Source organism: Cytophagaceae bacterium, from assembly GCA_016722655.1.
In the GTDB taxonomy this organism is placed as follows: domain Bacteria; phylum Bacteroidota; class Bacteroidia; order Cytophagales; family Spirosomataceae; genus Leadbetterella.
In genome coordinates, this window is sequence record JADKIR010000004.1 from 2,709,374 (window position 1) to 2,729,622 (window position 20,249).

Below are 20,249 nucleotides of genomic sequence, written 5' to 3' on the forward strand. Positions count from 1 at the left end.
CCGCATGAAAGTAGCACTGATAGGAAATCCCAATTGCGGAAAATCATCTCTTTTTAATCACCTGACAGGTCTTCGTCAAAAAATCGGTAATTTTCCCGGAGTTACGGTTGACAAAAAAGTAGGGTTTTGTAAGATTTCAGACGGTCGTGATATTCAGGTTATTGACTTGCCCGGCACCTATAGTTTATATCCCAATTCACTTGATGAGCAGGTGGTTTTGGAAGTACTAACCAATCAAAACCACCCCGATTTCCCGAGTTTGGCAGTAATTGTGGTTGATTCTTCCAATCTTAAACGAAATCTTTTGCTGTTTGAAGAGGTTAATGACCTCGGAATACCAACAATTCTGGCATTAAACATGCTGGATGTGGCCAACGAAATCGGAATCACTATCAATACTCCAAAGCTCGAAAAGCTTTTAGGAGTGCCTGTGATCGAGGTGAATGCACGTGAAGGAATAGGGGTAGAAGGTTTGAAATTGACCATTTTCAGGTCTTTTGAGAAAAAAAGTATTCACCATAACGAAGAAATAATCCCTGAAAAATTTCTGGAAATAGCAGCAAAAATTAAGGAAAAGTTCAGATTAAAAACGCTTTATGCAGGTATTCATTTTTTGGCACAAAATGAAAAACTATCTTTCCTGAAATATTCTGAGAAAGAATATCTGAAACATCTTGCTACTGAGGTCAATTTTGATACCGATGATTTTCAGGCGAAAGAAGTGATTAGCAGATATAAGGATATCAATGCTACATTAAGTCAGGTTGTTGAGGTAGAGTCCGAAAAGCATTCCAGATTGACTTTTACTCAGAAAGTGGACAATATCCTGATTCACAGAGTATGGGGGTATGTGGTTTTTCTGGGCATTCTTTTCTTTATTTTTCAGGCAGTTTTTACACTTGCCAGCTATCCAATGGATTGGATTGATACGGGGATTAGTACTTTAAATGAATTTTTAAGAAATAATTTACCCAATAGCCGTCTCACTGATTTACTTACCGAAGGCCTTGTGGCCGGGGTGGGAGGAGTGATGATATTTATTCCGCAAATCGCTTTTCTTTTTACATTTATTTCAGTGCTGGAAGAGTCGGGTTACATGGCGAGGGTAGTTGTTTTGATGGATCGTTTAATTCGGAAATTTGGTTTGAGTGGCAAAAGTGTGGTGCCATTAATCAGTGGTTTGGCTTGTGCGGTTCCGGCTATTATGTCGGCCAGAACGATTGGTAACTGGAAAGACCGCCTGATTACTATAATGGTCACACCTTTGATGAGTTGCTCGGCAAGATTGCCTATCTACACCATTTTGATTGCTATGGTAGTGCCTGATACTAAACTTTGGGGGCTATTCGGATTTCAGGGTTTGGTACTGATGGGACTGTATTTTTTAGGCTTTTTTGGTGCTTTGGCTGCTGGCTGGGTGATGAAAAAAATGCTAAAAACGCAGGAACGAAATTATTTTGTGATGGAGTTGCCAACTTATAAAAAGCCCAGATGGAAACAAGTGGGTTTTACGATTTTGGAAAAAGTAAAAACTTTTACTTTTGAAGCCGGTAAGATTATCATCGCCATATCAATAGTTTTGTGGGTTTTGGCCTCTTATGGCCCGGGAGAAGGATTCAATAACGCCGAAAATCGTGTAAAACAACAGTTTCCTAATCTTAATGAAACCGAACTTGATCATAAAATAGCCTCAGAAAAACTTCAGAACAGTTATGCCGGGATTTTTGGGAAAGTCATAGAGCCGGTTATCAAACCATTGGGGTATGACTGGAAAATAGGCATTGCCTTAATAACCTCATTTGCTGCCCGCGAAGTTTTTGTCGGGACAATTTCTACAATTTACAGCATCGGAAGTGACGATGACGCCACCATTAAAGAACGTCTCAAACGGGAAATAAATCCGGTTACCGGCAAGCCTGTATTTTCTACTGCCACCTCTTACTCTCTGTTGATGTTTTACGTATTTGCCATGATGTGTATGAGTACTATTGCTGTGGTTTACCGTGAAACCAAATCATGGAAATGGCCCATGATACAATTGGCTTATATGAGTGTTCTGGCCTATGTATCTGCCTGGTTGGTCTATGTGATTTTGAGATAAAATCTTCTTAAAGTATTTATTATCTGGCAATTAAAACCTTTTTGAGTTTTGATTGAATTTTCCTTTTCATTTCTTAGTTTTGTAAAAAAGAAATCAAAAATGCTAACGACAGTACAAGGTATTTACGAAAACGGGAAACTGGAATTAAACGAAGCTCCTCCTACTTTGGAAAAATCAAAAGTTTTAGTGGTTTTTTTGGAGAAAACTCAAGAAATAAAAAACAAGAAAAAAGGTGTTGTTTTAGGAAGTCAAGTTGGGAAATTTGATTTACCTGAAGACTTTAATGATCCACTTGAAGATTTGAAAGACTATATGTAATGAAAATAATTATCGACACACAAATTTTTATTTGGACTATTAGCCACCCTGAAAGACTTTCAAAAAATACAATTGATTTATTACAGGAGAATGATATTTTTTTGAGTCAAATAAGTTTAATGGAAATTGCTATTAAACAAAGAATCGGAAAGTTGCCGGAATTAACTATTGAAATTGAGGAATTAATAGAGCAGTTAATAAAAGATAATTTCCAGATCTTACCCATAAAAAACGAACACATCGCAGCTTACAATAAAATCCCACTTTTTGAATACCATCGTGACCCATTTGACAGATTACTGATTGCTACTTCATTTTCTGAAAAAATACCTCTTATTTCTTCCGATAAAAACTTGGAATTGTATAAAGATTTAGTAGAAATTATTTCAAATTAAATTTGTTTTTGCCTCTCGGATGAAACTCTCTCAAGGTTTGAGATAAATATTCGCGGTCAAGATGCGTATAAATTTCGGTTGTTGTGATGGATTCATGTCCCAACATGGCCTGAACCGCCCTTAAATCGGCACCACCTTCGACCAGATGCGTTGCAAAACTATGCCTCAAAGTATGAGGAGAAATGTTTTTGTGCACGCCAGCTCTTTCGGCTAAATCTTTAATAATTAAAAATATCATAACTCTTGTAAGTGCTTTTCCTCTGCGATTAAGAAAAACAAAGTCCTGAAATTCGGCTTCAATCTTTAGCTGACTCCGGTTTTCATTTATATAAAGTTTAATGGCAGTTGCCGAGGCATTTCCCAGTGGTACCAGACGCATTTTGTTTCCTTTTCCGGTGATACGAAGAAATCCTTCTTTAAAATAACAATCACTGATTTTGAGATTTACCAACTCGCTTACCCTCAAACCACTGCCGTAAAACGTTTCTATTATGGCTTTATTTCTGTGTCCCTCAGGCAGGCTCAGATCAATGCAACTAATCATTTTTTCTATTTCATGAAAATGAAGCGTTTCGGGTAATTTTCTAACGATTTTTGGACTGGAAATCAAATATGTAGGGTCGGTTTCAATCTGCTTTTCCAGTAATAAATATTCGAAAAATGCCTTCAGGCCACTTAAAATCCTCGATTGGCTGTTGGCAGCTAAGCCAATTTCATTGAGAAATGCCAAGAAGCTCTGAATCTGCGATTGAGTTGTGCTTTTTAAGTCCTGATTGTCAGGCAAAAAGCCTTTAAGTTTTTGAATATCATGTTCATACGATTCCAGCGAGTTGACCGAAAGTCCCCGTTCGAGTTTCAGATAATTCCTGAAATTTCGTATGAGTTTATCATTCATTTTTTCATCATTTTTTCTATTTCATCAACTTCCAACGGAATGCCCTCCATCAAGTCAATATTTCCGTTTTCAGTAATCAAAATATCATTTTCAAGTCTGATTCCCAGGTTTTCTTCAGGTATATAAATACCAGGCTCACAAGTCAGTACCATATTTGGAGCCAGGGGTATCTCCCTGTCACCCACATCATGCACATCTAAGCCCAGATGATGACAAACGCCATGAGGAAAGTATTTTAAGAGGATTTTCGGATTGTTTTTTAATTCGTTTTTAGTGCAAATTTTTAGTTTAACGAGCTCATTGCCAATCAGATGCTGTGTTTCTTTTTTTAGATTCTGGATGGTGTTTCCGGAAACCATCTGTTTTCTTATTTTATAAAAAACTTCCAAAACAGACTCATAAACCTCTCTTTGTCGCTCTGAAAATTTTCCTGAAACCGGTAAAACCCGGGTCATATCTCCTTTATAATTGCCATATTCTGCACCAAAATCCAATAGAACCGTATCTCCGGCTTTACAAGATTCATTATTGGATACATAATGCAACACACAAGCATTTTTACCAGAAGCAACTATCGGCTCGAAAGCATGATGCCTGCTTTTGTTTTTTAGAAATATATAGCTCAAATCGGCTTCAATTTCATATTCCATTTTTCCCGGAATAAGGTTTTGTGCAGCATATTGCAGCCCCTTTCCGGTAATTTTTATGGCTTTTCTTATTAGCTCAATTTCCTCAGATTCTTTTATTTGCCGGGCATTGTTAAGTGATTCACTTATATTTTTGGTATTAATTCCTGTGAATTTTCTTTTAACTTGTGTTAATAAATACTTTTCTTTTGACCTGAATGCCGTGCCTTTTCCCTGCGAGATGTCCTGATGAAAACAAACTGTTGTTTTACCTTTTAGTATTTCCTCCAAGACACTCCAAAACTCTGTCGCCCATTTTACATTTTCAATTCCAGAAATCTCTGACGCCTCTTCCATGCTTAGTTTTTCTCCTTCCCAAACCTTGATTTTTTCATTGGTTTCTCTTACAAAAAGTATTTCTCGGTCTTTGTCTTTTTGAGCAAATGGGTTGATTATCAAATAACAATCTTCCTGATCGATTCCTGTAAGATAAAAAAAGTTGGAATTTTGGATAAACCCAAATACCCCGTCTGCATTTGATGGAAGCGGGTCATTGGATGTAAAAATGGCGATTTCGGAAGTACTTAAATGTACTTTTTTTCTATTTTTAATAAAAAGAGCCGGAGATATTTTTTCGTACCTCATTTATGGTTTTGAATGTTATTTTTGCAAAATAAACACAAAAAAGGCATTGACACGATTAACCCTGTTTTTATCATTTTTTTTATTTTCGGTTTGTGGGTTTTCTCAAAAAAACTACTGGGTTTATTTTGCCAAAAGAGATTTGACACAAAAAAATGTAGTTTCAGCAAAAACTTTGGAAAACAGGAGAAAATTAGGTTTAAATGAATTTCAGGAAACGGATTTCGGACCTTCGGACTCCATATTGAATATTTTGAAAGATAATCATTTGAAAATAAGGCAAGTCAGCAGATGGCTCAACGCCGCATCTGTTGAAATCGAAGACCCACAGCAAATTGCCAGCTTAAAAAAGTTAAATGATATCAAAGCCACAGTGCCATTGGGCAATAGTCTGTTTTATACAAATAATAAGTATCTGGGTGAAGACTGGTATATAACTTTTGCCATTAATCAAATGAATGGGCCGGCATTTTTAGATCAAAATCTTAACGGGCAGGGTGTTTCCATTGGTGTAATAGACGGTGGTTTTTTAAACGCTAATTCCGACAAAACACTTTCACATATATTTAAAAATCAACAGATTAAAGCCACAAAGGATTTTTATTTTCCTGATAAAAAAGATTTTTATGGGGAGAAAAAATCTGATCAGGAATTTCATGGAACCGCAGTAATGAGCTTTATTGGCGGGATAGACTTTGAACGAAAATTACAGATTGGGATGGCTCCCGCTGCCGATTTTTATTTGGCCCGAACCGAATCCTCCACCCGAGAGTCAAGAGTGGAAGAGGACAACTGGCTGGCTGCAGCGGAGTGGCTCGACAGTCTGGGTGTGAGGCTGGTCAATTCCTCGCTGGGTTATGCCCAGGGTTTTACCGATTCCAAAGAAAATTACCAGCCTGAGCAAATGGACGGCCAAACTTCCATAATTGCAAGGGCGGCTAAAATCGCCGCCGAACAAAAAGGGATGATTTTGGTCCTAAGTGCAGGAAATGAAGGGGAAAACAAAGCCTGGCAGGGGTATATATCTACTCCCGGCGATGTTGAACAAGCCATTAGTGTCGGTGCCAACGACCAAAATGGCTTGAAAATGAGTTACAGTTCAAAAGGAAGAGAAGATGTTAAATTCCTGAAGCCAGACCTAACCGCTTTTTCAGAATACGGTACCAGCTTTGCGGCTCCGTTGATTACAGGTTTTGTTGCGTGTATGTTGCAGAAAAACCCGGCTTTAAAATTGTCTGAAATAAAGGCAATGCTCAATGCTTCAGGTGCTTATGCCTTAGTGCCTAATAATTTTATAGGATCGGGTTTTCCGAAAGCCGATCTAGTATTGAAGCAGATGAAAGGCGAATTGCCGGAGCATAAAATTGAAGAACTTAATCTAAGAAAGGCCTTCGAATTGAAAGCAAAAAAAGGAGACAGTCTGGTGATTTTTCATAAAAAAGACAAAAGAAATGTGCTATCTCAGGAATTTAGGCTTGTTAAGGAGTCAAAGGTGAAAATTAAAAAGCCACATGAAGCACTTTACAGCACTATCAATCACAATGGAAAGATTTACAAAGTAAAGTGGAAAAATTAATTTTTAGGCCTCAAAATCAGCACTCCTGAGTGTTTTTTTACCCTTTGCAAATATTGATTTAAGGTTTCTTCCGAGATAATCACTTTTTTCTTTTCAAGTGAGGCATGCAAAAGCTTGAGTTTACCGTTTTGCCAAACCGCAAATCCTTCATGGTTTACATCCAGACCGGCCACTGTTGAGGTAAAAGCAATGATGTCTCCGTCTTTTATGAGGGAAACATAATTACTAAAGTTGTCTTTCGGAACGTAAAAAAATGGTATTTTCGAAATATTCTGTTCCACAACTGTAAGTTTTAAAATATTTTCAGCCGATGAAAGTGCGGGATACAATTTGCTATTTTGGCTCATAAAATCAATTTTTTTATTGAGTTTTACTCCAAATATCGGTGACAGATCCTGTAGGTATCCATACCTTTCAGCTTGTTTTGCCCATTCAAAGAAATAGTGAATTCTGGAAGTATATCCATCAATTTTACCATTTCTGTATCTTAGTTTTTGAAGCATTTTCATGTAGTTTTCCTCGGTTTTCTGCCCTGATTTTTTCGTTAGAGCCAGTGCCAGCACGTTTTCTACCAGGGTATAACAATCAAATCCATCGAGTTTACAGACCAGTTTTTCCTCAGGACCTTCAAGGGTACCTGCCAGATATGGAGTGCCAAGAAAATTTTGAGAAATATCTATAATGTCCTGAGCAACAGTGCCTTTTGAGGGTTGTTTAAGAATTTCTTCGGGCGTAAAACTCTGTGAAAAAATTCTGGGAGTTAACAAAAAAATACCCGAAAGGGTTAAAACAATTATTCTATTTTTCATATTTTTCAAAATCAAGCATCAGATAATTGGTGCATTTCGCAACAGATTTTCTTCTAACGAAATAAATGTCTCGGTTCGTTGAATTCCCTGCACTTTTTGGATTTTATCATGTAAAACCTCCCTTAAGTGTGCGGTATCACGACACATTAATTTCACAAAAATACTATAATTTCCGGTTGTGTAGTTTATACTCACTATTTCCGGTATCTCAGCCAATTGTGCTGCCGCCCTATCGTATTGCTCACTTTTTTCCAGGTAAATCCCCAAAAATGCCGATATATCCCAACCGAGTTTTTTTACGTCAATTTTTATTCCTGAGCCGGTTATGACTTTTTGATTTTCCAGCTTTTTAACTCTGGTGTGCACTGCCCCCTGCGACAAAAACACCTTTTCACCGATTTCAGCATACGACATTTTAGCATCTTCTGACAGAAGCCTCAAAATTTTGAGGTCTATTTCATCAAATTGTTCTTTAAGCATCTGAATATTTTTTAGTACTCAATACAAATTTCATAAATTTTCTAAATAATATTTAGCTTTTTTAAAAAAATGTTAAATGAAAACTAAAAAATAGATATTTTTTATAAATAATTTTTATCAATTAAAAATTTGGACTTAACTTTGCATTGTTCTTTTGAGAAACGATAAAGTTCTGATAAATACTGTAGGATGACGAAACTGGCAGCCGTGCCCTCCTGTCTCGGGGGTGGTGAGTTCAGGATAAACAGAGAGTAAAGCCGGACGGGTTTTTTCCAATGTCGACTGGGGTTGACCACCAAAAATTTTGCTCTTCAGCTAACTGCATCGTGGGCGGTTCGACTCCCCCTCCTACAGCGATAATAGGCATGAGAAGAAAAACTTAAAAAATATTTTTTTCATGCCTATTTTTTTGCATATTTGTATTGAAAAAAATTAAATAAGAAAGATATTATTTGGTTTTTAGTTTGTTGATGAAGTGTAATTGCGACACACAATCTCGTTTTGTAGATTGTGTGTTTTGTTTTATTGGAAGTTTCGTTCCTATATTTGGGTAAAAAAATACCCTGATGGAGAAGGAAGTTCTGATTTCTAACGATGCTGTCGTTGCCGGCATTTTATTTTTAATATTACTTGTTGTATTCAAAGCTGCACGATTTCCTTATCCAATTCTTCAAAAGTTTTTTACCTTTTTTCCTCCGATATTGCTGTGTTATTTTTTACCCGGCCTTCTAAATACTTTAGGTGTTTTTTCCGGAGAGAAGTCGCAGGTTTATCCATTTGTTTCCAAATATTTGTTGCCTGCCACGCTTTTTTTATTTACCATCAGTCTTGACATCGATATGCTCAAGAAACTCGGATGGAAAGCTCTTGTGGTGTTTTTGAGTGGTACGCTTGGGGTGATTGTGGGTGGTCCCCTGGCTGTGAAAATTGTCCACATAATCAAACCCGAGGTATTTATGATGGGTACAGAAAACGAAGTATGGAGAGGTCTGGGAACAATTGCCGGCAGCTGGATTGGTGGTGGGGCAAACCAAACGGCCCTGAAAGAGATTTTGCAACCTTCGGCATATGTGTTTTCTCAAAGCGTAGCCGTAGATGTATTAGTAGCAGAGGCCTGGCTGGCGGTTTTACTGGTTGGCGTTGCCAATGCTCCAAAAGTCAACAAATGGCTTAAAGCCGACGCCAGTATTGTTGAAGACATGAAAAATAAAGTCGCAGACCTTACCAGACAAAACGAAAAGATTCCATCATACTATGATTTTCTGAAGATCTTTGGCATTTCTATAATATTTACTGGTTTGTCTTATTTTTTAGCTGACCTAATTACTCCCTGGGTAAAAGGCAACCACCCGGAATGGTCAAAGTTTAGCCTTACCTCAACATTTTTTTGGGTAGTATTTTTGATTACTGTTTTCGGAATCATAAGTTCCAGAACTAAAATCAGGCAGTTGGAGTATGTCGGAGCTTCAAAAATCGCTTCATTGATGCTATATTTATTGGTTGCTTCCATCGGTATGCAGATGGACCTGCTTGCCATTGCAGACAATTTGTGGCTTTTTCTGGTGGGGATTATCTGGATTTTGACTCATGTTATTTTTGTAGTGCTGGCTAGCAAATTTGTAAAAGCCCCTTATTTTATGCTTGCAGTGGGTTCGCAGGCAAACATCGGTGGGGCGGCTTCGGCTTCGGTGGTTGCAGGAGCATTTCATCCTACTTTAGTACCCATAGGTGTTATTTTTTCAGTCTTGGGATATGCCATCGGTACTTATGGTGGCTATTTGACAGCACTTTTGATGCACTGGGTATTGTCTTAATTGGCTTGGTTTTTGATTATTCTGTTGTACCGTTTGATAATTAAACTTACGGCTACAAATGACCTGGAGATTATTAGTAAAATATGCAATGGGGCTTACCCTGATTTTGGGTAAAGGGATAGCTGTGGGGCAATCTTCCAGAAAACTGATATATTCCATGGAAATCGGTGGATATTATTCCACCAACAATAAAATCCCTTTTTGGTTAAGAAGCAATCAATTTGGTGCCATTCCCGGTGTATCCAATACTTTATTATTTCGGCAAAATCTTTATTCAAAGCAGGATACCTCTAAAAAACGATTTATTCCATCTTATGGTTTTGACATGGCTATTGTGACGGGTGGTCAGGCCAAAGTCGTGATTCCTGAGGCATTTTATAGCCTGAAATACAAAAAATGGAATTTGCTTTTGGGTAGAAAAAAGCAGGTTCATGGTTTTATGGATTCTACATTGAGTAGTGGTTCTATTACCTGGTCAGGCAATTCGCTTCCTATTCCTGAGGTTCAGATCGGTATTCCGGAATATACTAAATTTTTATCTAAAAGAATTTATCTAAAAGGTCATTTTTCGCATGGATGGTTTGGAAATCAAACTACTGTAAAGCGGTATTATTTGCATCAAAAAAGCCTTTATGTCAGATTTGGAAAGCCTGAATCCAAAATTAAACTTTATGGCGGAATGCTGCATAATGCTCAATGGGGGGGAATACCTAAATACAAGATACCACCTTCAGATCCCAGATATGTAAACGGCAAATTTCCTTCAGATTGGTACACTTATCTCAATATTTTGGTTCCCGTTACCAATCCTGCTCCCGATTCTGCTTATGCTGATTTTGACCTGGAGAATCGTTTTGGTAATCACATAGGTCAGATTGATATGGGAGGAGAAATAAATTTAGAAAAATATAAATGGCTGATTTATAAACAATTGATTTTTGAAACCGGCCAGACCTTCAGTAGTTTAACCAATCTTGATGATGGGCTCTATGGAGTTTCCTTACAAATCAAAGAACCTGAGGCAAAGATCAATCGGGTAGTGGTTGAATTTCTTCATACCACCAACCAGGGAATTTACCGTTCGGGTTTTTTGCGGTTGATTGGTTTTTATGGAAGACATTATGGAAGAAATCAGAATTTTTATTTTAATCACATGCAATACTTGGATGGCTGGTCTTATAATGACCTCACCATCGGGACCCCTCTAATGATCCCAAATCCGGAGATTCGTAATGAAAAAAGTATAGGAGGGGATTCGAAATTTACTAATAATAACAGGTTAAAAGTGGGCTATTTTGGGCTTAATTCAAAGATAAATTCAGTACTGTTGGAGACCAGGTTTTCTTATGGCCGAAACTTTGGTTCTCCATTCAACAATTTTGGATCTGCTGACCAGATGTCATTTGGTATAAAAGCTCAGATTCCGGCTCCCTACTGGTCTGGAACAATTAATTTAGGTGTAGGTATTGAGCAGGGTGATCTCATCTATGACAACTATGGTTTTTTTGCTTCTTTTAAGAAAGTCTGGAAATGAAATTTTGAAGATTTCAGTATTATCTTGACCAAGTTCATGTTTTTATTACTTCAAACGGACTAAATTTGAATTTTAAGTTTTAAAAATTCTTTTTTATTAAAAAATTAGTTCAAATATCAATCATTGGGTTCCTGTTAGTTTATCTATTGGGAATGAGTTTTTTTGAATATTATGTATTCGAAAATTCTAAAAACGCTGATAGTGAGATATTTTATAATCTTAAAGGTAATACACTTGAAATTAAGTTTCCTTTTCAAATGCCTTATTTGGCGGAAGCCCGATTCTATGAGCATAAGGGATATCTGGCGGTTTTTGAAGGTGAAATTTACCGTTCCAAATCGAAAATATTTTCAAATGATACGCTCACTACAGTATTTGAGAAAGAAGAAATAACTGGAAAGGGAGTTTTTGAACTTATCAATCAGGTATATGAAAACTTTGGTCATAAGGATACTCCTCTCAACCATTTAAATGATTTTTTGAAGAATCTCTGCAAATTATACCATAATCAAAACGTCGGATTTTTGACTTTTTTCTGGAATTCTAAACTTGAGAAATCTATTTTTCATTACCTGGATTTTTATGAAAGCTCACCAGTCAAAAATTACTCTCCTCCTCCGATTTTCTTAAGCTAAAAATTTATTGATCAGTATTTTACCTTTTAAAAGCGGTATGATTTATTTCATATTTCCCGCCTTTGGTTTAAATATTGTTTCTTATTTTATTACAATAACGCATATCCTGTAATTTGATTTTTTTCAAATCATATTAAGGGTATTTGAATAAAATTTAATCTAAAATAGTATCCCGGAATTGTCGCTTATTTCTAAGATGTCAATTCAATATTTCAATCGAAAAATAATTAAATTAACAATGAAAAGACTAATATATTTTTTAGGATTTTTAGCTTTCTCAAATACAGTTTTAGGTCAGGTAAAAAATGATACATCTTTGTTTTTAAGCCCATTGAACGTTCATGAGCAAAGGGGCCAATACAATATGCAAAGCCTTCCCAATATTCAGGGCACCTATATTTTTTCCGGGAAAAAAACAGAAAAAATTGAAATCCAGGGTCTTGATGCGAGTATTGCAGATAAAAATCCAAGGCAGATTTTCTCAAAAATCCCCGGAATTTTTATCTACGATATGGATGGTACCGGTAACCAGATCAATATTTCGGCACGTGGCCTTGACCCGCATCGGGGCTGGGAGTTTAACATAAGAAAAGATGGGGTAATTACTAACACCGACCTTTATGGTTATCCGGCTAGTCATTTTTCGCTGCCAATGGAGGCTGTTCAAAACATAGAGCTGGTGCGAGGTACGGGTTCTTTACAATATGGCTCACAGTTTGGCGGAATGCTCAATTATATTTCGAAAGAGCCAACTACCGAAAAGAAAATTCAATATCAGACAACCAATACCATCGGGTCGTTTGGATTGATGAGTACTTACCACGAGATTCAGGGTAAGTTAGGGAAATTCAGGTATTTTATTTATGCCAACAAACGCTCTTTGAAAGGGTATCGGGAGTCATCGGCCTCAGATTCTGATGCAGAATCGATTAAATTGATTTACAAGCCTGGTGAGCGATTCTCCGCTAAACTCGATGTGTCACATTCCAACTATGTGATTCAGCTGGCCGGGCCATTGTCTGATGCCATGTTTGAGAAAGACCCCACAATGGCTATTAGAAACAGGAATTACTACCAACCCAATATTTACATTCCATCTTTGACTTTAAACTGGAAGATTTCTGAAACTTCTCAGATTTCATGGCTTACCTCGGCAGTTTATGGTCAACGAAACAGTGTGATGTTTGACAAACCTTCTAATGTGGTTGATGCTATCGACCCAGTTACGCTGCAATATGCTAAGCGTCAGGTAGATATTGATAATTACCATTCTCATAATTCTGAGTTGAGATACTTGAAAAATTATACATTGGGCAAAGTGGAAGGCAATTTGTCGGCAGGAGTTCAGGTTTTTTGGAATGATTTACATCGCAGACAGCAAGGAGTAGGTACTGCAGCTTCTGACTATGATTTGAGCATAGAAGGTAAGTTTGGCCGAGATCTCAATTTGATTAGCAAAAACGTTGCACTTTTTGTTGAAAACCAATTCAAATTCGGTAAAAAAGTAAGCCTAAGCCCGGGATTTAGAGTCGAAAACGGGTTTTCAGAGTTTGAGGGATATCTGAAATATGCCGAGCTGGTGCCTTTCAGAATGAACCATAAGTTTCCGCTTTTTGGCATAAATGGACAGATTGAAATTAATCAAAACTCGAATATCTATGGCGGATGGTCGCAAGCTTACAGGCCGATTGTATTCAAAGATTTGATACCGGGATCAATTTATGAAAAAACAGACCCCAATATTCAGGATTCAAAAGGCTGGAATACCGAACTGGGCTACAGAATACAAAATGATAACTGGAAAATCGACCTCAATTATTTTGGTTTAATGTACCGAAAACGCTCAGGAACCATCGCCTATGAAGAGGCCGGTACAGCCTTTAATATTTTGAGAACCAATATTGGGGATTCATATTCCAATGGTCTGGAGTCACTCATTGAATATAAAGTTAAGACAGGAAAAAGCACCAACATTACCGTATTTACTTCTACAGCCTATATTGATGCCCGGTATATCAATGGCAATATAAAAGTGGGTGACAAAAACGTGGACATAAAAGGGAATAAAGTGGAAAGTACGCCTCCGGTCATCAGTCGGAACGGCTTCACGCTTCGCCACAAAAAATACAGCGGGACGGTGCTCTACAGCTACACCGCCAAAAGCTATGCCGATGCCCTGAATACCGAAATGCCCTCTGCTACCGGTTCGGTAGGTCTTGTACCTGGTTATGGATTATTAGATTTTAATCAGACATTTAGAGTAGGAGCCAACATGGTATTGAAGCTCAATGCCAACAATATTTTTGATAAGCAATATTTCACCAAGCGACCGCAGTTTTACCCCGGTCCGGGAATATGGCCATCAGATGGAAGAAACTTCAACTTCTCAGTAAGTTTTGGGGTTTAGTAAACAGGAAACGGAGCTGCGAGGCTCCGTTTTTTTTATTCTTACTATAAAATGTCTGAACTTTGATTTTTAGGATTCATTTGATTACGAAAATTATTGGTAGTATTTTTTTTCTAAAATTCACCCAAAGTTTAGTTTCAAAATCCCTAAAAAATTAAATATACCACGGTTCAGACATTATTCCCGCTCATATATATGCAGGGTGTTTTTCGAATCTAGTGCGTATATTTTATTGCCTGATACAATAGGTTGACCCGGTTTAAAATATGCCCCCTCTTTTCTGGCATCGGCATAGGTATAATGATCCTCGATTTTTAAGGATTGGGTATTGAAAATTCCAATTACACTTTGAAAACCTCCCAATTGGTCATCAAATGCCCTGAAACCAATTTTATTACCCTCTATTGAGGAAGATTGAAGACCGTTGATTCCTTTTTCTTGTGCCATTTCTCTGATATTCAGAGCTGTAATTTTTCCTGTTTGGGTGTCGAAGGACAAATAATCATCAAGTATGGCGTGTACGAAGGTTTCCCCATCGTTGAAAACCCAATTTGTGTTTAATCCCGATCCAAGAAAATGCGTTTCACCATTGATTTCGTATTGGTCGGTTTCGAAAAGTAAATGTCCTGTGTTGACATAAAGGCCAATAATCTTTTCGAGTTTGGCATTCACTTTATTACCATTCGGAATTTCAACGAAACGGCTATAGCCACATACCACCACCAAAGTCTGCCCAAATACCCCCAATATTTTGCTCACTTTCTCTGCCCCCAGTCCGGTTATAGCATATTGCCAGAGAGTGGTTTCGGTCAGATGGTTGTAGAATGTAATTGAATTGAAATTTTCATCTCCTGACTCAAAAAGAACCAGGTATTTATTGTTACTGAACAAAATTTTTAGTTTTGAGTCGTTTATTATGGTTTTTTCTTTTTGCTTAAGCAAAATGTTATACTTAATAATTTTGCTCGAAAAATCTTCTATTTTGAATTCATAACATATATAAATACTTTCGTTCATCGAATTGAAAAAAGGTGAGATATATTCTAAGTCAAATAATTTGGATGAATTTAGATCTTCACAATAAGTGTTTAATTTACCTTTTTCACCAAAGAAAAAGTTTTTTTTACTATCAATATATGCAAGTGTTTCAACATTACTTTTTATCAATTTATTATTCAAGAATACTTCCCCAGTAATTGACAAATACAAAAGACCATTTTCCAAAATAGAAAATTGGTTAACACAAATAATTCTGGAATTAATTTTCATTTGATATCGATAAAATTAAAGAGTATTGAGTTTGTTGAATTAACTTTATTCTGGAAGTCTGAAAACTTGATTTTTTTATTTTATATAAAATTAAAGTTTTGTTTTTAAATCTCAAAAATCATGATAATCTTATAAACCACGGTTCAGACATTATTCCCGGTCATATATATGCAGGGTGTTTTGATTATCCAGTACATAAAATTTCTCTTTGGTGGCCTTTACTTTTTGAGGGCCTATGCTTATGGGTCTGCCATTTTCTGAAAGGATTACATCCAAAAACTCCAGTTGGTCGGTTTTACGATTGAAAATTCCGGCTCCGGAATACATCCCATAGCCAGGTACTGAGGTTCTGAAATAGATATACTCTTCGTCGGCATCGCAGATATCAAAAGCATAGGCATCCATCTTGTATTTGCCAAATGATAGTGGGGACTTGAAAATATTTATCCATTTGAGAATATTGCCTGAAGAGCCTTCGAATTCAGAATAGACACCTCCCTCAAATAATATCAGTTTGCCTGTTATAGTATCAGCATATATACATGAAAGCTTTACAGGATGAACTTTGCCATGTAGTTCTGCCGCAAATATCTCCTCGTGCTTCCAAAGCAACTGGCATGACTGAACATCAAGGCCAAGAAGCATATAGGTGTATTCGCGTATTTGCCCGACCACCACCAAAGTCTGCCCAAATACCCCCAATATTTTGCTCACTTTCTCTGCCCCCAGGTCGGTTATAGCATATTGCCAGAGGGTGGTTTCGGTGGGGAGGTGGAAGGAGTGAATAATTTGATTTTCATCTATATAATAGTAGCTATTTTCTATTAAATCTCCATTCCAACTTGAAAATTCTTTTCTTGAAGTATAAGTGATTTTTTTTTGAATTAAGTCATATTGGCTAATGAAATAATATGTACTGTCATTGCTTGTTTTTGTAACTAGCACTTTATTTCTATAGTTACTTTTAAAAACAATGTTAAAATCTAATAATTCATAAAAAATTTTAACTAAATCAAAAATAAAAGTTTGAGAAGGGTTTACAGGAATTATTAAAAAATCACCGTCAGCAAACATTGATGCACCATCAAATTTGAATTCATTAAATTCAAGCTCATTATTAAGTGATTTAATAACTCTGTCCTTGTTTGCTAAAAAAACGTTATTTTTAGTAACACAATAATTTGTTACATATTGAATTCTTTTGATTTTCATTTTACTGCTATGAATGAATATAGTATTGATTCTGTGTCATTTATTAAGGTTTTAAAGAAAGTTAAAGCATCATTTTCATTTCTTGTTCCAAATAATTTCCCAGCCCCCCTAAACCCTGTATTATTCCAAAAAGTATCGAAGAGTGGGTAAATATCTGAACTTTGATATTTAGGATTCATTTGAGTACGCATAATAGTCTGAACTTTGATTTTTAGGATTTAATTGATTACGGTGATTATGGGCTGATTTTTTATTTTATATAAAATTAAAGTTTTGTTTTTAAATCTCAAAAATCATCATAATCTTATAAATCATAGTTTAGACTTTGAATTTTTTGTTTTGTAATCGTTTAAAAAACAGGCTTCTTTCACCAAAATTAATCAATAAACCGACTTCGAGATTATAGGCCTCCAGATAATTGATAGCTTGAGCATAATGCACATCTTCGAGTTGCGTAATGGCTTTTAATTCAACAGAAATAACCTCCTCAACCAGAAAGTCGACTCGACGTGTTCCTAAATGTTGATTACGGTAATAAATGGGCATTTCAAATTCTCTGCGAAAAGCGATGCCCTCTAACCTCATCTCAATTTCCAGAGCTCTTTGGTATATTACCTCTTGAAATCCGTTCCCCAATGTGCTGTGTACTCTCATAGCACAACCTATTATTTTTGAGGTTTGGTCTGCGTATTTATATTTAGTTTTTTCTTCCATGTTATGTTAAATTTATATCATCATCAAAATCCCAAAAAACAAATAAACCACGGTTCAGACATTATTCCCGGTCATATATATGCAGGGTGTTTTGATTATCCAGTACATAAAATTTCTCTTTGGTGGCCTTTACTTTTTGAGGGCCTATGCTTATGGGTCTGCCATTTTCTGAAAGGATTACATCCAAAAATTCCAGTTGGTCGGTTTTACGATTGAAAATTCCGGCTCCTGAATACATCCCATAGCCAGGCACTGAGGTTCTGAAATAGATATACTCTTCGTCGGCATCGCAGATATCAAAAGCATAGGCATCCATCTTGTATTTGCCAAATGATAGTGGAGACTTGAAAATATTTATCCATTTGAGAATATTGCCTGAAGAGCCTTCGAATTCAGAATAGACACCTGCCTCAAATAAAATTACCTTGCCTGTTCCAGAATCAGCATATATACATGAAAGCTTTACGGGATGAACTTTGCCATGTAGTTCTGCCGCAAATATCTCCTCGTGCTTCCAAAGCACCTGGCCTGACTGAACATCAAGGCCAAGAAGCATATAGGTGTATTCGCGTATATAGCCCACTACCACCAAAGTCTGCCCAAATACCCCCAATATTTTGCTCACTTTCTCTGCCCCCAGGTCGGCTATAGCATATTGCCAGAGGGTGGTTTCGGTGGGGAGGTGGAAGTTGCCAATATCTGATTGATTCTTGGTTTTATAAAAAATGTAAGGTAAGCATACTTTGTGATGGATTGATTTTGAATTAATATTGTTTATTTTCTTAATTTTTTGATCAAGCAAATTGTAATTAAAATATTCATAGGTTTTTGTTAGCCTATCATAGTTTAAACCTAAAAATGCTTGATTTTCAAAGCAAATTTCTGCATCAATTGGATAGTTATGTTTTATTAATTCATTTTTTTGATTAAGCTGAATAGAAACCAAATTTTCATTTTCCTGTTTATGAAAAAACGCAAATTCATTTTTAACACCGAAACTTTCGATATCAATTAATTTTAATTTCCCATCTTGAAAAATATTTTTGTTTTGTAAAAAAATTAATGAATTTCCAAAAACAAAAAAGCTTTGTATATCTTTTTCTTTTAAAATATTTTTCATTTTATACTAATAAATTGATATATCAACGAATTAATGTCATTAACTAAACCTTCGAACTCGTCTTTTGCGGCCTCTTTTTGGGTATCTAATTTATTTTCAAACACCGTCCCTCTCAGCTCCGTATTATTCCAAAAAGTATCGAAGAGTGGGAAAATGTCTGAGCTTTGATATTTAGGATTCATTTGATTATGCATAATAGTCTGAACTTTGATTTTTATGATTTAATTGATTACGGTGATTATGGGCTGATTTTTTTATTTTATATAAATTTAAAGTTTTGTTTTTAAATCTCAAAAATCATCATAATCTAATAAATCATAATTTAGACTTTGAATTTTTTATTTTGTAATCGTTTAAAAAACAGGCTTCTCTCCCTTAAAATCATCAATACTCATACCACTCCTTCCACCAGGTTTGGAGCGAGCGTCGGATCTCGTTTTCACGGGCATTGTTGCCTGGTTCGTATATTTTTTTGCCTTTGAGCTCGTCGGGCAGAAAGTTTTGCTTGGCAAAATTTCCGGCATATTCGTGCGAATATTTATAGTTTTTGCCGTATCCAATCTCTTTCATGAGCTTGGTGGGGGCATTTCTTAAGTCCACAGGTACCGGCAAATGGGCAGTTTGCTCAGCCAATGCAATGGCGTTGTCAATGGCTACGTATGAGGCATTGGATTTGGGCGAAGTGGCCAGATATACCGCAGTTTGTGAAAGTATTATCCGCCCTTCAGGATACCCGATTTTCATGATGGCATCCATGCAGCTGTTTGCCACCATCATGGCGGTAGGGTTGGCAAGGCCGATGTCTTCCGAGGCCATAATCAACATCCGACGTGCAATAAACTTCGGGTCTTCGCCTGCCACAATCATGCGGGCCATCCAATACAATGCCGCATTGGGGTCAGAGCCTCTGAGCGACTTGATAAAAGCCGATATAATGTCATAGTGCTGCTCCCCTGACTTGTCGTAGCGAGCCAGGTTTTTCTGTACTACTTGCTCTACCAACTCATTTTCAATCGTTACTTCAGCTTGCCCTACTTGTGCATTGACCACCAGTTCGAGCAGATTGAGCAGTTTTCGGCCATCGCCGCCGCTGATTCTGAAAAGCGAGTCGGTACTCGAAATTTTCACATTTTTACTATGCAGCCATTCGTCTTTTTCCAGGGCTCTATTAAGTAAGGCCATCAGTTCTTTTTCTCCGAAAGCCTCCAGAATATATACCTGACAGCGTGAAAGTAATGCCGAATTAACCTCAAAAGAGGGATTTTCGGTGGTGGCACCTATCAGAGTTACTTTGCCTTTTTCAACCGCACCCAGCAGTGCATCTTGTTGCGATTTGTTAAAACGATGAATCTCATCAATAAACAAGATAGGAGGAAACAAGCCGGAAGGCTTATTGATAATTTCCCTGAGATCTTTCACCCCGGCGTTGATGGCACTCAGGCTGTGAAACTGCCGCTTGGTAATTTCGGCCAACATGAGTGAAAGCGTGGTTTTACCCACTCCCGGCGGTCCCCAAAGGATCATGGAAGGCAAAAGACCGGCTTCCAGGGCTATTCTGAGAGCTTTGCCTCTGCCCAGAATGTGTTCCTGACCTATGTAGTCATCCAGGGTGCGTGGTCGGAGACGTTCGGCTAGGGGTACGAAATTATCCAAAATATTTTTTGTTTTTTTAAGATAGTAAAATTGATTAAACCTTTCTGCT

Annotated in this window: 20 protein-coding genes; 8 read left to right on the forward strand and 12 right to left on the reverse strand. The window is 36.9% G+C overall.

Annotation, left to right across the window (positions count from 1 at the left end; translation table 11 throughout):
• Positions 1 to 4 precede the first annotated feature (4 nt).
• The 3 genes from feoB (at position 5) to IPP61_12255 (ending at position 2,814) form a co-directional block, all read left to right on the forward strand.
• Complete coding sequence (feoB, locus tag IPP61_12245) at positions 5 to 2,101, forward strand: ferrous iron transport protein B (protein ID MBL0325930.1); 2,097 nt, start codon at positions 5 to 7, stop codon at positions 2,099 to 2,101.
• Between the two features lie 99 nt (positions 2,102 to 2,200).
• On the forward strand, positions 2,201 to 2,419 hold the full coding sequence (locus IPP61_12250; GenBank protein MBL0325931.1) for a hypothetical protein: 219 nt from the start codon (positions 2,201 to 2,203) through the stop codon (positions 2,417 to 2,419).
• Positions 2,419 to 2,814: a type II toxin-antitoxin system VapC family toxin gene (locus IPP61_12255; GenBank protein MBL0325932.1), complete on the forward strand. Its 396-nt coding sequence runs from the start codon at positions 2,419 to 2,421 to the stop codon at positions 2,812 to 2,814. The genes IPP61_12250 and IPP61_12255 overlap by 1 nt, the downstream gene beginning before the upstream one ends.
• Here the strand turns inward: IPP61_12255 and xerD are convergent.
• Both xerD and IPP61_12265 read right to left on the reverse strand, forming a co-directional pair.
• Positions 2,801 to 3,709, reverse strand: a complete 909-nt coding sequence (xerD, locus tag IPP61_12260; GenBank protein ID MBL0325933.1) for a site-specific tyrosine recombinase XerD — start codon at positions 3,707 to 3,709, stop codon at positions 2,801 to 2,803. The two genes, IPP61_12255 and xerD, sit on opposite strands and share 14 nt — an antisense overlap.
• A complete protein-coding gene (locus IPP61_12265) occupies positions 3,706 to 4,980 on the reverse strand; it encodes an aminopeptidase P N-terminal domain-containing protein (GenBank protein MBL0325934.1) in 1,275 nt (424 codons plus the stop codon). Before IPP61_12265 ends, xerD begins: the two co-directional genes overlap by 4 nt.
• A gap of 139 nt (positions 4,981 to 5,119) precedes the next feature.
• Between IPP61_12265 and IPP61_12270 the strand changes: the two genes are divergently transcribed.
• Positions 5,120 to 6,553, forward strand: coding sequence for a S8 family serine peptidase (locus tag IPP61_12270; GenBank protein ID MBL0325935.1), 1,434 nt, complete (start codon positions 5,120 to 5,122; stop codon positions 6,551 to 6,553).
• On the opposite strand, the gene IPP61_12275 is transcribed toward IPP61_12270, so the two are convergent.
• The 3 genes from IPP61_12275 to IPP61_12285 form a co-directional block, all read right to left on the reverse strand.
• Positions 6,550 to 7,362 (reverse strand): DUF1460 domain-containing protein, encoded by an 813-nt coding sequence (locus tag IPP61_12275; GenBank protein ID MBL0325936.1) that lies wholly within the window; start codon positions 7,360 to 7,362, stop codon positions 6,550 to 6,552. The two genes, IPP61_12270 and IPP61_12275, sit on opposite strands and share 4 nt — an antisense overlap.
• An 18-nt stretch (positions 7,363 to 7,380) precedes the next feature.
• Positions 7,381 to 7,842 (reverse strand): Lrp/AsnC ligand binding domain-containing protein, encoded by a 462-nt coding sequence (locus tag IPP61_12280; protein MBL0325937.1) that lies wholly within the window; start codon positions 7,840 to 7,842, stop codon positions 7,381 to 7,383.
• A 135-nt stretch (positions 7,843 to 7,977) separates the two neighbouring features.
• The gene (locus IPP61_12285; GenBank protein ID MBL0325938.1) at positions 7,978 to 8,118 is read right to left on the reverse strand and encodes a hypothetical protein; all 141 of its coding nucleotides are present in this window, start codon (positions 8,116 to 8,118) and stop codon (positions 7,978 to 7,980) included.
• A gap of 290 nt (positions 8,119 to 8,408) precedes the next feature.
• Here IPP61_12285 and IPP61_12290 point away from each other — a divergent pair, with 290 nt between their 5' ends.
• The 4 genes from IPP61_12290 (at position 8,409) to IPP61_12305 (ending at position 14,232) form a co-directional block, all read left to right on the forward strand.
• A complete protein-coding gene (locus IPP61_12290) occupies positions 8,409 to 9,656 on the forward strand; it encodes a DUF819 family protein (protein ID MBL0325939.1) in 1,248 nt (415 codons plus the stop codon).
• 58 nt (positions 9,657 to 9,714) lie between these two features.
• On the forward strand, positions 9,715 to 11,190 hold the full coding sequence (locus tag IPP61_12295; GenBank protein ID MBL0325940.1) for a hypothetical protein: 1,476 nt from the start codon (positions 9,715 to 9,717) through the stop codon (positions 11,188 to 11,190).
• Positions 11,191 to 11,342: 152 nt separating this feature from the next.
• Positions 11,343 to 11,825 carry a hypothetical protein gene (locus IPP61_12300; GenBank protein MBL0325941.1) on the forward strand — a complete coding sequence of 161 codons (483 nt, stop codon included), beginning with the start codon at positions 11,343 to 11,345 and terminating at the stop codon, positions 11,823 to 11,825.
• A 238-nt stretch (positions 11,826 to 12,063) separates the two neighbouring features.
• Positions 12,064 to 14,232 carry a TonB-dependent receptor gene (locus tag IPP61_12305; GenBank protein MBL0325942.1) on the forward strand — a complete coding sequence of 723 codons (2,169 nt, stop codon included), beginning with the start codon at positions 12,064 to 12,066 and terminating at the stop codon, positions 14,230 to 14,232.
• Positions 14,233 to 14,409: 177 nt separating this feature from the next.
• Here the strand turns inward: IPP61_12305 and IPP61_12310 are convergent, their stop codons facing one another.
• The 7 genes from IPP61_12310 to IPP61_12340 form a co-directional block, all read right to left on the reverse strand.
• Complete coding sequence (locus tag IPP61_12310) at positions 14,410 to 15,501, reverse strand: hypothetical protein (protein MBL0325943.1); 1,092 nt, start codon at positions 15,499 to 15,501, stop codon at positions 14,410 to 14,412.
• 150 nt (positions 15,502 to 15,651) lie between these two features.
• Positions 15,652 to 16,713: a hypothetical protein gene (locus IPP61_12315; protein MBL0325944.1), complete on the reverse strand. Its 1,062-nt coding sequence runs from the start codon at positions 16,711 to 16,713 to the stop codon at positions 15,652 to 15,654.
• On the reverse strand, positions 16,710 to 16,904 hold the full coding sequence (locus IPP61_12320; GenBank protein ID MBL0325945.1) for a hypothetical protein: 195 nt from the start codon (positions 16,902 to 16,904) through the stop codon (positions 16,710 to 16,712). The genes IPP61_12315 and IPP61_12320 overlap by 4 nt, the downstream gene beginning before the upstream one ends.
• Positions 16,905 to 17,031: 127 nt before the next feature.
• Positions 17,032 to 17,427, reverse strand: coding sequence for a GxxExxY protein (locus tag IPP61_12325; protein ID MBL0325946.1), 396 nt, complete (start codon positions 17,425 to 17,427; stop codon positions 17,032 to 17,034).
• A gap of 61 nt (positions 17,428 to 17,488) precedes the next feature.
• On the reverse strand, positions 17,489 to 18,547 hold the full coding sequence (locus IPP61_12330; protein MBL0325947.1) for a hypothetical protein: 1,059 nt from the start codon (positions 18,545 to 18,547) through the stop codon (positions 17,489 to 17,491).
• Complete coding sequence (locus IPP61_12335; GenBank protein MBL0325948.1) at positions 18,544 to 18,729, reverse strand: hypothetical protein; 186 nt, start codon at positions 18,727 to 18,729, stop codon at positions 18,544 to 18,546. The genes IPP61_12330 and IPP61_12335 overlap by 4 nt, the downstream gene beginning before the upstream one ends.
• 202 nt (positions 18,730 to 18,931) lie before the next feature.
• Positions 18,932 to 20,200: a replication-associated recombination protein A gene (locus tag IPP61_12340; GenBank protein MBL0325949.1), complete on the reverse strand. Its 1,269-nt coding sequence runs from the start codon at positions 20,198 to 20,200 to the stop codon at positions 18,932 to 18,934.
• Positions 20,201 to 20,249: the final 49 nt, after the last annotated feature.